The organism is Methylobacterium sp. Leaf104 (assembly GCF_001422885.1).
In the GTDB taxonomy this organism is placed as follows: domain Bacteria; phylum Pseudomonadota; class Alphaproteobacteria; order Rhizobiales; family Beijerinckiaceae; genus Methylobacterium.
This window is the reverse complement of the sequence record NZ_LMMZ01000001.1, coordinates 329,275-343,307: the sequence shown is the minus strand read 5'-3', so window position 1 is coordinate 343,307 and position 14,033 is coordinate 329,275. Positions and strand designations below refer to the sequence as shown.

General features: G+C 67.7%; 12 protein-coding genes, 1 other RNA gene and 1 pseudogene. 11 read left to right on the top strand and 3 right to left on the bottom strand.

What is annotated here, in order from left to right; all coding sequences use genetic code 11:
* Positions 1-80: 80 nt before the first annotated feature.
* The 5 genes from ASF49_RS01615 (at position 81) to ASF49_RS01600 (ending at position 5,128) form a co-directional block, all read left to right on the top strand.
* Positions 81-2,105 carry an AAA family ATPase gene (locus ASF49_RS01615; protein WP_056466648.1) on the top strand — a complete coding sequence of 675 codons (2,025 nt, stop codon included), beginning with the start codon at positions 81-83 and terminating at the stop codon, positions 2,103-2,105.
* Between the two features lie 689 nt (positions 2,106-2,794).
* On the top strand, positions 2,795-2,956 hold the full coding sequence (locus ASF49_RS23435) for a hypothetical protein (RefSeq protein WP_156652752.1): 162 nt from the start codon (positions 2,795-2,797) through the stop codon (positions 2,954-2,956).
* A 308-nt stretch (positions 2,957-3,264) separates the two neighbouring features.
* Complete coding sequence (locus ASF49_RS23430) at positions 3,265-3,543, top strand: hypothetical protein (protein ID WP_156652750.1); 279 nt, start codon at positions 3,265-3,267, stop codon at positions 3,541-3,543.
* 50 nt (positions 3,544-3,593) lie between these two features.
* The gene (locus ASF49_RS01605; protein WP_056466642.1) at positions 3,594-3,911 is read left to right on the top strand and encodes a helix-turn-helix domain-containing protein; all 318 of its coding nucleotides are present in this window, start codon (positions 3,594-3,596) and stop codon (positions 3,909-3,911) included.
* 26 nt (positions 3,912-3,937) lie between these two features.
* Positions 3,938-5,128 (top strand): tyrosine-type recombinase/integrase, encoded by a 1,191-nt coding sequence (locus ASF49_RS01600; protein ID WP_056466639.1) that lies wholly within the window; start codon positions 3,938-3,940, stop codon positions 5,126-5,128.
* A 373-nt stretch (positions 5,129-5,501) separates the two neighbouring features.
* Here the strand turns inward: ASF49_RS01600 and ASF49_RS01595 are convergent, their stop codons facing one another.
* Both ASF49_RS01595 and ASF49_RS01590 read right to left on the bottom strand, forming a co-directional pair.
* Positions 5,502-7,247, bottom strand: a complete 1,746-nt coding sequence (locus ASF49_RS01595; RefSeq protein ID WP_056466636.1) for a recombinase family protein — start codon at positions 7,245-7,247, stop codon at positions 5,502-5,504.
* 44 nt (positions 7,248-7,291) lie between these two features.
* Positions 7,292-7,942, bottom strand: a pseudogene (locus ASF49_RS01590) (magnesium chelatase domain-containing protein); the annotation flags it as partial.
* 161 nt (positions 7,943-8,103) lie between these two features.
* Here ASF49_RS01590 and ASF49_RS01585 point away from each other — a divergent pair.
* A complete protein-coding gene (locus tag ASF49_RS01585; RefSeq protein ID WP_156652748.1) occupies positions 8,104-8,367 on the top strand; it encodes a PepSY domain-containing protein in 264 nt (87 codons plus the stop codon).
* Between the two features lie 57 nt (positions 8,368-8,424).
* On the opposite strand, the gene ASF49_RS01580 is transcribed toward ASF49_RS01585, so the two are convergent.
* Complete coding sequence (locus ASF49_RS01580; protein ID WP_156652746.1) at positions 8,425-8,898, bottom strand: DUF5991 domain-containing protein; 474 nt, start codon at positions 8,896-8,898, stop codon at positions 8,425-8,427.
* Positions 8,899-9,053: 155 nt separating this feature from the next.
* On the opposite strand from ASF49_RS01580, the gene ffs reads away from it, so the two are divergent.
* The 5 genes from ffs (at position 9,054) to ASF49_RS01560 (ending at position 14,023) form a co-directional block, all read left to right on the top strand.
* Positions 9,054-9,150, top strand: an RNA gene (ffs, locus tag ASF49_RS22845) — signal recognition particle sRNA small type.
* A gap of 69 nt (positions 9,151-9,219) precedes the next feature.
* The gene (locus tag ASF49_RS01575) at positions 9,220-11,097 is read left to right on the top strand and encodes a DNA polymerase III subunit gamma/tau (RefSeq protein ID WP_056466630.1); all 1,878 of its coding nucleotides are present in this window, start codon (positions 9,220-9,222) and stop codon (positions 11,095-11,097) included.
* A 67-nt stretch (positions 11,098-11,164) separates the two neighbouring features.
* The gene (locus ASF49_RS01570; RefSeq protein WP_055947962.1) at positions 11,165-11,485 is read left to right on the top strand and encodes a YbaB/EbfC family nucleoid-associated protein; all 321 of its coding nucleotides are present in this window, start codon (positions 11,165-11,167) and stop codon (positions 11,483-11,485) included.
* Between the two features lie 197 nt (positions 11,486-11,682).
* Positions 11,683-13,506, top strand: a complete 1,824-nt coding sequence (locus ASF49_RS01565) for a CHASE3 domain-containing protein (protein ID WP_056466627.1) — start codon at positions 11,683-11,685, stop codon at positions 13,504-13,506.
* A gap of 247 nt (positions 13,507-13,753) precedes the next feature.
* Positions 13,754-14,023 carry a hypothetical protein gene (locus tag ASF49_RS01560; protein ID WP_156652745.1) on the top strand — a complete coding sequence of 90 codons (270 nt, stop codon included), beginning with the start codon at positions 13,754-13,756 and terminating at the stop codon, positions 14,021-14,023.
* Positions 14,024-14,033 lie beyond the last annotated feature (10 nt).

The window sequence follows — 14,033 nt, the reverse complement described above, 5'->3', positions numbered from 1 at the left end:
GCCTACGTCCCACACCCCTTTCCGACACCCATCCCGGGGCCTGACCGGCGCAACGCGCGCGGCGGCCCGACGAGGCCGCCATGACCGATCTCAAGAAGAGCCCCAAGAGCCTGCTCGACCACGCCCGGCGCATCGCCAAGGAGGCCGAAGCCGCCGAGGACATCGACGCCGCCTTCCCGCCGGCCGACGGCGTCGACTACGAGAGCCGCCACCAGAGGGTCGGCACGATCCTCGCACTAGCCGTGCTGAGGCACCTCTTCGCGCCGGCCGACCTCGCCCTCCTCCGGGGGCACGCCGGGGTCGCGCTCGTCGTAAGGGTGCCGGACCGCGACTGGGTCAAGCCCGTCAGCCGCGCCCTGCAGCAATTCTCCACGTGGGCCGACGTGAAGGCCCATGACGGAACGTCGAAGTCGGGGCACCGCGCCGATGCCGGCCAGGCCGAGGTCGCCGACATCCTCAGCGCCGGGCATTGCCTTGCGGGCGTGAGCCAGGACCCGGAACGCTACCTGCCCGCGAACCTCGTGGCGAACGCCGATATCGACCTCGCCTTCGCGTCTGTGCCGGACAAGGTCCTCCGCACCGTGGTCGCCCAGGTCACCGGCCGCAGGGTCCGGCGCCTCCCCGACGGCGCCACCGACCTGCCCCTCAGCGTCCTCCTCGCCTGCATCCGTCGCGGCTCCACGACCGACGAGGTCATGCGACGGCTGGAACGGGCGGCGCTGACGGCGACGGCGCCAGACGCCGGCCTCGACGACGTTCCGCACGTCGCAGACCTGGCGGGCTACGGCGAGGCCAAGGCATGGGCCCTTCGCCTCGTCGACGAGGTGCAAGCCTTCCGCGAAGGTCGCATCCAGTGGAACGAGGTGTCCTCGCGTGGGGTCATCCTGGCCTCGCCGCCGGGCCTCGGCAAGACCAGCTTCGCGCGCTCGGTCGCCAAGAGCCTCCAGGCGCCCTTGATCCCCACCAGCGTGGCCGGCTGGTTCGGTCAGGGGGGCTCGGGCTACCTCGGGGACATCATCGTGCGCGCCGAGAACGTCTGGCGCGAGGCGGCCGCCGCCGCGCGTGGAGGCATCGCAGTCGTCCTCCTGGACGAATTGGACGGGCTCCCGTCCCGCGAGCACCTCGACCCCCGGCATCGTGATTATTGGGCCCCCTTGATCCATTCGGTGCTGCTGGCCCTGTCGTCCGCCGTCTCCGGCCAGACCGCCCGGCTCGTCGTCATCGGCTGCACCAACCATGCCGAGCACTGCGATCCAGCGCTGTCGCGACCGGGTCGCCTCGACCGGATCATCCACCTGCAGCCGCCGACGACCGACGACCTCGCCGCCATCGTCAGGCAGCATCTCGGAACCGACCTGGAAGGCGCGGACCTGCGGCCGCTCGCCATGGCAACCACGGGCGCCACCGGGGCCGAGGCCGCCGCCTGGGTCCGTGCCGCGCGCGCCGACGCCCTGCTCGCCCGCAGGCCGGTCGAGATGGCCGACCTCGTCTCGAAGGCCCTGCCGGCCGAGACACGCAGCCCGGAGCATCTCAGGGCCGTCGCGCTTCACGAGGTGGCGCATGCGGTCGCCGGGGAAAGGCTCGGCGTTTCACGCGTCGAGCACGTCTCGATCATCGCCCACGGCTCCTTCGCCGGCCGCACACGGGCGCAAATCAACCGCACCGAGCCCATGTCCAGGGCCGAGATCGAGGCTTTCGTCGTCACCGTCCTCTGCGGACGGGCGGCCGACGAGGTCTACGGCGTGCCGACCGCCGGCGCCTCGGGCGGCCCGTCATCCGACATGGGCATCGCCACCACGATGATCGCGTCCCTGCACTACTCCTGGTCGCTGGGTGATCGGCTAGCCTTCCGTGGCAGCCAAAATCAGGCACTCGATCACCTCCGCCATAGCGAGCGTTTTGGTGTCCTCGTCGATGACCACCTGAGCGAGCTCTACGCGCGGGCCCTCGCGTTCGTCAGAGCCAACGGTGACCTCGTCGAAACACTGGCCGACCGGCTCGTCCAGGCCCGCATTCTCGGCGGCGACGAGGTCCGCAGAGTGATCGCGGAGGGCCGGCCAGGAAATATCCACAGCTCTGACGGCACCCGCACCTGCCCGACATGAGGGCCTGGCCGGCCGGTTGGACCCCCGCGGAACGGCGGGCCGGCGTCAAGGATCGCAAGGATTGCATTCCGTTAGCTTGGCGACCGGCCACACGAGGCAGGGTGGCAACCAACTCCTTGCTCGCAGCTGGCTTCTGACGCCAAGGCCTGCTTCCGACGCAAGGATAGCAGCGGGGAACCAAGGCCCCCTTCAAAGGATCAGAGCAAGTATCCATGGAGCGTCAAGACTTGACACGAAAAGCCTAATATCGCGCGAGCCTCGATCTAAGCTGCCGACCTGACTCGATTTTCTCGAACATCGCCTCTGGACTTGGTCAAACCTCACCCCTAGCTATTCTGCCAGATCTTGCGGAGCGGCTCCCGAAGCCGGCGAGCAGGTCTCGAAGCGGTGCAGGGGCCCTGGCCAGGGCATCGCGGGACGAACCGGTCGAGGCCGGCGTCGATCTTCGAAAGGAGGGGGCGCCGCGCACGGGCGGACAAGAAGAAAGCCCCCCGCCCGGCGGGAGCCTGGACGAGGGCCTTTCCATCGGCGCGACCCCTGCCAGGGCCTGCGCCAGCATCATCAACGTCCCGCCAAAATTTCAAGCGCGGTGGGACATCACACAACGAAAGTGAACTTAGGCCATGTCGCGTGACGATCAAGTCTCCCGCAGTGCGGGCGGCGAGCGCTCCAGCTGTGGATCCACACATTTGTCGGTCCTGGCGCGCCTCGACCATCACCTTCATATGCGCGCCCGGACCAAGGGCGAGATCCTCGGTACGGTTGCTGACCTCGTCGGCGCCTCCACCGTCGCCCTCGTGTCCGAAGGCCTGAGCCCGACCCCGGGCATATCGGGCGCCCGCGACGCCTAGCGGCGCCTCCGTACCCATCCCGAACAACCAACCGAACCTCCCGGGCGCGACCGCCGCGCCCGGTCCTCCAGGCATGCCCGCAAGCCGGGCGAACAGGGACTTCCGACATGGCCTCGAAGACCAAGCACGACACGCTCAAGGAGACCACGCGACCCACCTTGCCCATCAATGGCGTCGACGCATCGTGTCCTCTGATCCACCGGGATCCGAAGCTTACCTCCGCGTTCTACAGGGCGGCTCCATCCGAGGAAGTCCGTGCGTCCATCGACAGGCGGGTCCCGGCCGATCCTGCGACGTCGCGGGATTCGATGCGGCTGTTCCTCCGTGCCGGATCGGACCGGTACCGGATGACCTTCTGCATCTCGGGGGTCCGCTACACAGGCTCCACCTTGTGCGAGGAGCGTGACCTCGCCGTCATGGTCGCCCGCGTCGTCTACGCAGAGATCAAGGAGACGGCCGGCCGGCTCGCCCCGGACGACGTCCGCCGACGTCAGCGGACAGTGTTCCACCTCCGCGGCTGCTGGCTGACCTCGCGGCCGAAGCGCCTACCCTCCGTCGCCGGCAGGACGAAGCCCAACCTCCACTGATCCCTCCCCCCGGGGCGGTGACGTCCCGGGCCTGACCCGGAGAAACCAAGATGTTCCCCCTGATCCCCCGCGGCCCCGACCCGGGCAGCGATTGCGTCCCCGTGCCCGAAATCGAGCCAAACGGATCGTTCGACCTCGCCTTCGGGACCGCCTTCACCCTGCAGGAGGTCGCCGAGAAGCTCGGCATCTCCCCGCGCCAGGTCCAGGCGCTCGTCGCCGACGGTCTTCTTGCCACCGTCAACGTCGGTCGCGGCCGAGCGCGCCAGGATCGACGCGTCCTCGACGACGACCTCGACGACTTCGTGCGTCGCAGGAAGTCGAACGGCTCGCCCCTGCCGCCTCGCCACCTCCGTCTCCCCCGCCGCTGATCGATCACACCTGAAAGGACATCACCATGGCCCACAAGAAGCGTGACCTCACGACCGTCTGCAAGAAGACCGGCAACCGGATCTGGGATTTCCAGATCGACCGCAAGCGCTTCACCGGATCGTCCGGCACCCCGGACAAGAAGATCGGGGAACGGATGGCCCGCGCCGTCTGGCAGGAAGCTCGCGACGAGGCTGCCGAACGCCGCAAGGCCGTTGGACGTCTCGACATGAAGTGGAGAGAGGCGTGCGAGAGTTACTTCAACTGGAAGAAGGACTACGTCACCCTCGAACGGGATAGGCAACACATGGAGTGGGTGGCCTCGGTCTTGGGCGAGAACCTCTACGTTAGCCAGATCGACTACAAGGCGCTCGAAAGTCTGGTAATCAATATGAGGAACCGGCAATGCCTCAATGGCCAGAACCGGGGAAAGATCAGCAACGCAACGGTCAACCTCATGACCAAGTTCGTGCGGAAGATCCTAAAGCGATGCCGCATCGACTTGAAGTGCTATTTGCCGAACGAGCCTCAGTACGGCAAGCTCATGTTAAAGGTAGAACCTCGCCGACGCGAGATGATGATTGAGGAAGAAATTAAGCTTCGACGGACAGCGAAGCCTGATCTCCTCGATCTTTCCCTGTTCATTTTATATACTGGTCTTCGCAAGAAGGCCGCCGTAGAGCTTACCTGGGATCAAGTCTCCCTAATCGAGGGAGTTATTAAGTTTACGTCGAAGGAGAAGTATCAGGAAATTGATATCATTCCTGAGGTCGATGAACTTCTGCGTCGGGCGCTCAAGAACAAGGTCGAGGGTTCGCCCCTGGTTTGGACGTGGCTCGCCGACAGGAGTTGGACGGAGCCCAGGACGGGGAAGGTCTTCGTCGAGGGCCAGCGTTACCCGTTCTCTCCAATGGGGACGATCCACGCCTGGAGGCGAACGTGCGACCGGGCCGACCTGCACAACCTCACCATTCACGACCTGCGCAAGACGTTGGGCGCCAGGATGATCCGGGAGACCGGCAGCCTGCGCGACGTGCAGCTTCAACTTGGCCACTCGAACGTTGGCGTTACCTCGCAGCACTACGCCCACATCACCCCCAAGGACACTGCCAAGCGCGTCAGTCAGACCGTGAGCAAGTCGCTCAGGCTCATCGAACAAGCAATGCGTGAGGAGGCCGCGCGCGAGAAGCAAGGTCAGGACGACCTCGTCGATGCCTAGGCCCCTTGTCTAAAGCGGCAGCCATAAAATATACATCGAAAAGGCCCGGGTAGCACCGGGCCTTTTTATTTTTCGAGATCCCCTGAAAGGTCCCGGAACTTCCGTTTTCCCGAGCAACGTATTGCTGTAAAAACATTTTCCCGGGCATATTAGCCTGATAAGGACTGTTAGCGTTTTTCGACGTTCTTTGCACCTAAGCAAAAAATCACGATAAGCTCCGGAATACGTTCTAGATTTATCGATAGCCCTGCGCCAAGCCTCTTGGTCGAAGGGTCCAAATTTGCACTCGAAACGCACATAAACGCAGCGAAACGAACCCAGAATCCCGGAAAAATCCCAGACGGTTTCCTAGCTGCGACGTACCTCATCCGCCTCAAAGGCTCGGTAGCAGGGTGTCATCCTCGATGGTGAGCGGCGCCTCGATCTGCTCGCTTCGGCGCAACCGTGAAAGTCGAATGAACTCAGACACGGTCCTGTCCTGGTTCACCAACGTTTCGGGATCGAGCTCCATGGTGGCCAGGTCGAACATCGCGTCGGGATGGTCGGTCCAGATCATGACTATCTTCGTCCGCTGCACCGCCACCTTGCCGTAGGGCACGACGCCCTTGAACGCGACCTGGATCTCATTCGGGCCGAACACGACCTTCTGGAAGGCCGCGCGGATCTGCTGTGCGAGCTTCGTACGAAGTTCGGCGCGCTCCTCTTCGGATGCGGCGGCCAAGCGTGCCCGCAGTGCCGCCATCGCCACCCGGCGCTGTTCGGGCGACGGCTCCGCCGCAGCCCGGGCGCCCAACCGCTTCATGGCGGCACGTTCGGCCTTGGCCTGCTTCAACTGGCGGTTCAGGTCGACCGCCCGCTCCATCATCCCGTCGAGACCGTGCTCGATCATTTCCGTCACCCGGGCGAGGCGGGAAGTCATATCCGTGATCGTAGCCTCCAACTCGGCCGGGGTCGGACCGCGTGGTTCCCCATCCTCGGCCTTGGCCAGCACCTTGGCGAAATCGATCCTGCTCGTTCGGGCGAGCACCTGTTCCTCGGCCCAGTCCAGGCGCCATCGGCGGACGTTTCCGCAGTCGCCTCGGCTTGCATCGGCGCACACTAGGTACGCGCCGCCCTTGGACCCCTGACCCTTGTAGACCCGGGCCATCCTACCCCCACACTGGCAGTGCGCGATGCCCTTCAAAAGGTTGGCGACACCAGCGTGGCCGATCCGGCCGGCAGCGGGCGCCCGGTTCTCCCGAGACGAGTTCGCCCTGACGAAGTCAGTCTCGGTGACCGCCGCGGGGTAATACCCTGGAAGAGGCGCGCCCACGGGCTCCCGCTTGCCCTTCTCGTCGAACCGATAGCTCTGGTGCTCGCCGTAGGTCGCCCTGCTCTGCAAGATCTTCAGGATGTACGAGGGATGCCACTTCTTGCCACCCGCGAAGGTCGACCAACCTTCCTTGTTGAGCCTGGTCGCAATCGTACGACGGCCATATCCAGCGATGGCCTCGACGAAGATGCGACGGACAACCTCTCGTCCATCGGGTCTGTCGCCCTCGGCCGGCCGGAACGCGATGCACCGCTTGCCGTCGCGCTCGACGGTGTGGAGCCAGCCGGGTAGCCGTGACGTCATGACGGCCGCCGATTCCTTGGCCGCGGCGCGCTTGCCCTTCCAAAGATCCGCAAGTCGGCTGGACTTCGTCTTGCTCTCCTCATGCGACCGCATGATCACCATGAGCGAACCGAACAGGCCCATCGGCTCCTTGTCGATGCTCTCCGCGCTGTATTCCTGACCGTCGATCAGGGTGACGATGACGATGCCGGCGTTGATGAGCGCAAGGAAGTCCGGCAGCACCTCGCGCGCCGTCTGCCGGCTGAACCGGTCGAGGCTCTCGATGATCAGGTACGAGCCCCGCGGAACGTCCCCGTTCTCGACGAGATCATGGAAGCGCCCCAGGGCACCCTTAATCCTATTGGCTCCTCGGAACGCCGAGACGCCGATGTCACGCAGGCTCTCGTCGATCAGGACGCCACGCTTTTCGGCCCATTCGTTCGCCTTCGCGACCTGCCGACGCAGGCTGTCGCCTCGCAATTGTTCGGGCCGCGAGAACCGGATGTAGGAGTAGGCCTTGGGCATTTGCCGACGCTATCGCCCAGGCTCTTGCGCAGTCAACTTATGTACCCCGACAGGAGGAGGTTGTGACCGCCGGCCGCGGCGATCTCCAGGGCGCGCTTGGCCCCCTCCTGGCCCTTGATGTCGCGCAGGTCCGGCAGGGCGGCGCCCGGCCCGGCCACCGCCGGCTCCGGCCGGGCCATCACCTGCGTGCCCTTGAAGTGATTGGCGAGCTGGATCAGCGAACGCGGAGCCAGCACGTCGAGGTCGCCGCCGGCCCAGGCGGCCTCCGGCCCGGTGGCGGCCGGACAGATCAGGCCGAGGCCGCGTTCGTTGGCGGCCATGGCGGCGGGCAGGACGCCGGAGACGGCCGTGATCGTCCCGTCGAGGGCGAGTTCACCGAGCACGCAGTAGCCCGCGAGCGCATCGGCCGGCAGGGCGCCGATCGCCCCCATCACCGCCAGGGCGATGGGCAGGTCGTAATGCGACCCCTCCTTCGGCAGGTCGGCCGGGGCGAGGTTCACGGTGATCCGCTTGGCCGGCAGGGCGAGGCCGGAGGCGATCAGCGCCGAGCGCACCCGCTCGCGGGACTCCGCCACCGCCTTGTCGGCGAGGCCCACCACCGTGAAGGCGACGATGCCGGGCGCGATCTGGACCTGGACGTCGACGGCCCGCGCTTCGATGCCCTCGAAGGCCACGGTGGCGACGCGAGTGACCATTCTGGACCGCTCCTGGAGCGCGAAGACCCCGCGACCCTAGGGGGCACCGCGCGGCCGCACAACCGAAAGGCGCAGACATCCCGGGATTTCGGCAGGAACCTCACCTTCGCTGAGTGGTTCGGGAGAGGTCAGAAACAATCCTCGGACACCAGGGAGACACCATGTCGATCAAGATCACCGGCCTCGCCGCCCTCGCTCTCGGCCTCGCCTTCACCGGCTCGGCCTTCGCCGACCGGAAGCCGACCCCGGAGGAGCAGACCAAGATCGAGGCCGTGCTGAAGCAGGAAGGCTTCACCAAGTGGAAGAAGATCGAGGTCGAGGACGACGAGATCGAGGTCGACGACGCCATCGACGCCAGCGGCAAGCAGTTCGACCTGGAACTCGACCCCAAGACCTTCGCCATCGTCAAGCGCAAGGCCGAGTAGTCTTCAAGGCCGGGTCGTCTCGCGGCTCTCCGGCGCGGCAGGCGCCGCGCCGGGATCTCAGCCCTTCCGGGCGAAGTAGGTGCCGGCCGGCGCGGCCGAGCCGGCACCGCTCGGATTGAGCGCCCGCCATTGGGTCAGGACGGCATCGCCGCCCCGGCGCATCTCGAACAGATCCGTCCCGACCTCGTAGAGACGCGTGCCGTAGGCGTTCACGGTGCGGCCGTCACCGAAGGTGTGGAAGGCGACAGCGACGCTCTCGGCCGTGCCGCTCGCCTTGCAGACGATGGTCTCGTCTGTCTGGAAGCCCTCGATCCGCAACAGGCAGTCTCGGTTGCCCCGCCCCGGGGCGATGTCGAGCTGGTAGGTGACGACGATCGGCGATCCGCCGACGGTGCGGCCCCCATCGTGCTCGTAGAGGTAGCGGCCCGCCCAGGCCCTCGGAGCTTCGGGCGCCGCAGCGGCGGTTGCCGCCGTGAGAGCCGCCATCAGACAGACCGGGACCATCAGCCCTTCGCTCAACCGCCGCGTCATCGGCGCCTCCCTCTTCGTCGATACAGACAGACCGTCGAGGCTGGCGCAGGGATCGGGCGATTTGCGGGCACGCCGAAGCCGGTCCCGCGGCAAGCCCGCTCCTTCCTGCCGCGAGTCCGCTTGCATCCGCCGCGCGCGGCGGCCATATAGCGCTCGGGAGGTTGGCGAGGGACGTTTCACTCGCCAACCGGGTCAGGTCCGGAAGGAAGCAGCCCTAACGAGACCGAGCGGGTCTTCGTCCAGCCTCCCACCTCGATCGATGCCTCGGGCTCGCGTGGCGGCACCCTCCGACCGGAGCCGCACCAACCGAGCCAAGGCGGCATGGACGTGACCTCCGGTCTACCGAGCGATGCCGGGCTCCTGCCCGGGCTTCCCGAGCCGACCCCGGCCGCCACACCCTATCGGGTGCTGGCCCGCAAGTACCGGCCCCAGAACTTCGACGACCTGATCGGCCAGGGCGCCATGGTGCGCACCCTCGCCAACGCCTTCGCGGCCAACCGCATTCCGCAGGCCTGGATGCTCACCGGGGTGCGCGGCGTCGGCAAGACCACCACCGCCCGCATCCTCGCCCGCGGCCTGAACTACCTCCGCGACGGGCACCCCGACACGGGTCCCACCATCGCGATGCCGGAGCTCGGCCGGCACTGCCAGGCCATCATGGAATCCCGGCACATGGACGTGCTGGAGATGGATGCCGCCTCGCATACCGGCATCGACGACGTCCGCGGCATCATCGACGGCATCCGCTATTCGCCGGTCTCGGCCCGCTACAAGGTCTACATCGTCGACGAGGTCCACATGCTCTCGGAGAAGGCGTTCAACGCCTTCCTGAAGACGCTGGAGGAGCCGCCGCCGCACGCCAAGTTCGTCTTCGCCACCACCGAGATCCGCAAGGTTCCGGTGACCATCCTGTCCCGGTGCCAGCGGTTCGACCTGCGCCGCGTCGAGGCCGAGACCCTGGTCGGGCACCTCGGCCGCATCTGCGCCGCCGAGGGCGTCGAGGCCGATGCGGAGGCGCTGGCGGCCATCACCCGGGCGGCCGAGGGCTCCGTGCGCGACGCGCTCTCGCTCCTCGACCAGGCGATCGCCCACGGGGCCGGCCTCGTCAGCGCCCAGAGCGTGCGCGACATGCTGGGCCTGGCCGATCGCGGCCGCATCGTCGACCTGTTCGAGGCGGTGATGCGCGGCGACATCCCGGCATCCTTCGCCGAGGTGCGCGGACAGTACGAGGCCGGCGCCGACCCCGCCGTGATCCTCTCCGACCTCGCGAGCTTCACGCACCTCGTCACCCGCCTGAAGCTGGTGCCGGAAGAGGCCGCCGCCGACCCGACCCTGAGCGAGGCGGAGCGGTCGCGCGGGGGCGATTTCGCGGAGAAGCTCTCCATCCGGGTGCTGTCGCGGGCCTGGCAGATCCTCCTGAAGGCGATCCCCGAGGTGCAGACGGCGACCCGCCCCCTGGCGGCGGCCGAGATGGCCCTGGTGCGCCTCGCCTACGCGGCCGATCTCCCGACGCCGGACGAGGCCCTGCGCCAGATGAAGGCGCAGGCGCTGGCCGCCCCGGGCACGGCGACGTCCGGCGCCGCGCCCGCGGCCCCGTCGCCCGGCCCGATGGTGGCCGAGGGCCGCCCGGCCCTGCCACCGATCCCGACCTTCTCCGCCGAGGCGCCTCCGCCGCGCCCCGCCCTCACGATGGCGGCCCAGGGCGGCGGCGCCCGGCCCGCCCTGGCGAGCGTGAGCCCGGCCCCGGCTCCCCAACCCGAGGGGCCGCGCCTCGCCCGCTTCACCGACGTGGTCGCCCTGGCGGATGCCAAGCGCGACATCGGCCTGAAGATGGCCCTCGAGCGCGAGGTCCACCTCGTGCGCTTCGAGGAGGGCCGCATCGAGTTCCGCCTCGCCGAGGGCGGGCGCCAGACCATCGCCAACGATCTCGCCCGTGCCCTCGATGCCTGGACCGGGCGGCGCTGGATCGTCGCCCTCTCCAAGGAGGACGGTGAGCCGACCCTCGACGCCACCGCACGCGCCGCCACCGAGACCCGACACCAGAACGCCGCCGCCCATCCCCTGGTCCGCGAGGTTCTGGCCCGGTTCCCGGGCGCGCAGATCGTCGACGTGCGCGACAAGGCGCCCGAGGCGTCGCCCGCCATCGAGGCCGCGCCCACCGGCGAGGCCGAGACCGACGAGCCCGACGACGAGGCATAGTCCCCGGGGCTCCCCCGCCCCAGATGTGAATCCACCCGTTTCCGGAACGACAGAGAGGGCAGACCCGATGCGCGACCTCATGGGCATCATGAAGCAGGCCCAGGCCATGCAGGAGAAGATGGCTTCCCTGCAGGACGAGCTCGACACCGTCGAAGTGTCCGGCGCTTCCGGTGGCGGCGCCGTGCGGGTGACGATGACGGCCAAGGGCCTGGTGAAGGGCGTCCAGCTCGATCCCGCCATGCTCGTGGCCGACGAGCGCGAGATCCTCGAAGATCTCATCGTGGCGGCCGTCAACGATGCCCGCGGCAAGGCCGAACAGGTTGCGGCCGAGCGGATGGCCGAGCTCACCAAGGGTCTGCCGATTCCGCCGGGCATGAAACTGTTCTGAACGCGTCAATCAGGCAATTCGGCAACATCGATCACAATTTGGTCGTCGAAGCGTTGCCATAGGCCGGGCGGAGTGGAACGTTGGGTCTCCGACGTCCTCCCTCCGGCCGGATCATGAATTTTGATTCGCACTATCCTCAGGTCACGGGTGCGCAGCCGCTGGCTCTACCGGGACGTCTGAGGGACATCGCGCCCCTGATGGTGGGATTTCTGCTGCTGATCGCGATGGTCGCGGCGACCGCAAGCCTCGTGGCGACGCAGGATGCGAACCGCGCCGAGCTGCGCCGCAGCGTCCGCATCCGCGACGCGATCTTCACCCTCTATTCCGGCATCCAGGATGCGGAGACCGGACAGCGCGGCTACCTCCTCTCGGGCGACGAGGCCTACCTCAAGCTCTACGAGGACGCTGTCGCGAGCACGCCCGGCCGCCTGTCCACCATCGCGGAGGCCGTGGCGCGAAACCCCGGCATGGCGGCGATCATCGCCCGCCTCAGCCGGGCCGCCGAGGCCAAGCTCGCCGAGTTGCGGGACACCGTCGCCCTGCGGCGCGCCGGACAGGCCGAAGCCGCCCTGGCCCGGATGCGCTCCGGAGAGGGCAAGCACCTGATGGACGAGGTCCGCGCGCTCTTCGGAGAAGCGCAGGCGGACAATTACAGCCGCCTGATCAGCCGTCAGGAACAGGCGGGTGAATCGGCACGGCAGGTCCAGTTCGCCGTCGCGGGGGCCGTCGTCCTCGTGGTCGTCCTCGGCGGCTACGTGGTGAGCGACGCGAGCCGGCGTCACCAGCGCACCCTTCGCGCCCACGCGGCCCTGCAGGAGGCGAACACCTCCCTGATCGAGGCCGCCGCCACGCGCGACATGCTCGAGGAGCGCCTGCGGCAATCCCAGAAGATGGAGGCCCTCGGCCAGCTCACCGGCGGCCTCGCGCACGACTTCAACAACATGCTGGCGATCATCATCGGCAATCTCAGCCTCCTCAAGCGTCGGCTCGAGCGGGGCGAGCGGGCGGTGGAGCGCTACGCGGACCAGGCGCTCAAGGGGGCGGACCGGGCCGCGACCCTGACGCACCGGCTGCTGGCCTTCGCCCGCAAGCAGCCGCTGGCGCCGGAGGCCATCGCGTGCAACCGGCTCATCGGCGCGATGTCGGACCTGCTGCGCCGCAGCCTCGGCGAAGCCGTCCGCATCGAGACCGTGACGACCCCCGACCTCTGGACCACGAAGGCCGACGCCAACCAACTCGAGAACGCGATCCTCAACCTCGCGGTCAATGCCCGCGACGCCATGCCGAAGGGTGGGCGGCTCATCATCGAGACCGACAACGTTCACCTCGACGAGGCCTATGCCGCCCGGAATCCGGGCGTCCCGGCCGGCCAGTACGTCCTCGTGGCGTTGACCGACAGCGGCAGCGGCATGGTGCCCGACGTTGCCGCCAAGGCGTTCGACCCGTTCTTCACGACGAAGCCCGCGGGCCAGGGCACGGGGCTCGGGCTCAGTCAGGTCTACGGCTTCGTCCGCCAGTCCGGCGGGCACGTGGCGATCTATTCCGAACCCGGCCGCGGCACGACGGTGCGGCTCTACCTGCCGCGCCATCTCGGCGACGCCGCCGAGACGGCGCACGTCACGCCGACGATGCTTCCGGAGGGCTCGCCCCGCGAGGTGATCCTCGTGGTCGAGGACGAGGACGGCGTGCGCCACCTCGCCGTCGAGGCGCTGCGCGACCTGCGCTACACCGTGATCCACGCGGAAGGCGCCAAGGACGCCCTGCGGATGCTCGACACGCATCCCGAGATCGCGCTGCTCTTCACCGATGTGGTCATGCCGGAGGTCAATGGCCGCGAACTCGCCGAGGCTGTCCACGAGCGTCGGCCCGACCTGCCGGTGCTCTTCACGACCGGCTATACCCGCAACGCCATCGTGCATAACGGACTCGTCGATGCCGACGTGCAGTTGCTGGCCAAGCCCTACACCCTGGAGCAGCTGGCCCTCAAGGTGCGCCAGGCGATGGTGCGCGAAGCGGCCTGAGGACGCCCGCACGGCGATTTCCAGCCCTTCGGACCTCCAAACCCGTGGGCGGAGAACCGATCTGCCCTGCCTTCAACCGGTCCGCAGCCGATAGCCCCGCATTTCACGGATCGGAGTCTCTGTGTCTTAACGGATGCGCAGGCCTTCTGAAGACATGGATGAGCATCGCAACGCCGTTCGAGCCCTGACGTATCTCTCCGGTCGTGTTGCCCTGGACGCGGCATCGGCCGAGACGACGCCCTGCCTCGTGCGCAACCTGTCGCCCATCGGGGCCCGCGTCGCCTTCTGCACGACGGTCGAGGTTCCGGACAGCTTCGACCTCTTCATCGATCCGGGCGACAATGCCTACCGGGCGCACCGGATCTGGTCCAAGGGGAACGAAGTCGGCGTCCTCTTCCGCGAAGCGCGGGCGAACGCCCCGGAAGTCCTGTGCGACGATGTCCTCGGCGACGATGTCCTGGACGCCGATCGTCCGCACGACGCAGATCCTGCGCGCGGCGCGATTCGGAAACCGTAGCGCCCGCATC

Coding starts and splice junctions, on each gene's coding strand:
- ASF49_RS01605 (WP_056466642.1), top strand. CDS start 3,594: ATGTTCCCCCTGATCCCCCGCGGCCCCGACCCGGGCAGCGATTGCGTC.
- ASF49_RS01615 (WP_056466648.1), top strand. CDS start 81: ATGACCGATCTCAAGAAGAGCCCCAAGAGCCTGCTCGACCACGCCCGG.
- ASF49_RS01580 (WP_156652746.1), bottom strand. CDS start 8,898: ATGACGCGGCGGTTGAGCGAAGGGCTGATGGTCCCGGTCTGTCTGATG.
- ASF49_RS01565 (WP_056466627.1), top strand. CDS start 11,683: ATGGTGGGATTTCTGCTGCTGATCGCGATGGTCGCGGCGACCGCAAGC.
- ASF49_RS23430 (WP_156652750.1), top strand. CDS start 3,265: ATGCGGCTGTTCCTCCGTGCCGGATCGGACCGGTACCGGATGACCTTC.
- ASF49_RS01595 (WP_056466636.1), bottom strand. CDS start 7,247: ATGCCCAAGGCCTACTCCTACATCCGGTTCTCGCGGCCCGAACAATTG.
- ASF49_RS01570 (WP_055947962.1), top strand. CDS start 11,165: ATGCGCGACCTCATGGGCATCATGAAGCAGGCCCAGGCCATGCAGGAG.
- ASF49_RS01575 (WP_056466630.1), top strand. CDS start 9,220: ATGGACGTGACCTCCGGTCTACCGAGCGATGCCGGGCTCCTGCCCGGG.
- ASF49_RS01600 (WP_056466639.1), top strand. CDS start 3,938: ATGGCCCACAAGAAGCGTGACCTCACGACCGTCTGCAAGAAGACCGGC.
- ASF49_RS01585 (WP_156652748.1), top strand. CDS start 8,104: ATGTCGATCAAGATCACCGGCCTCGCCGCCCTCGCTCTCGGCCTCGCC.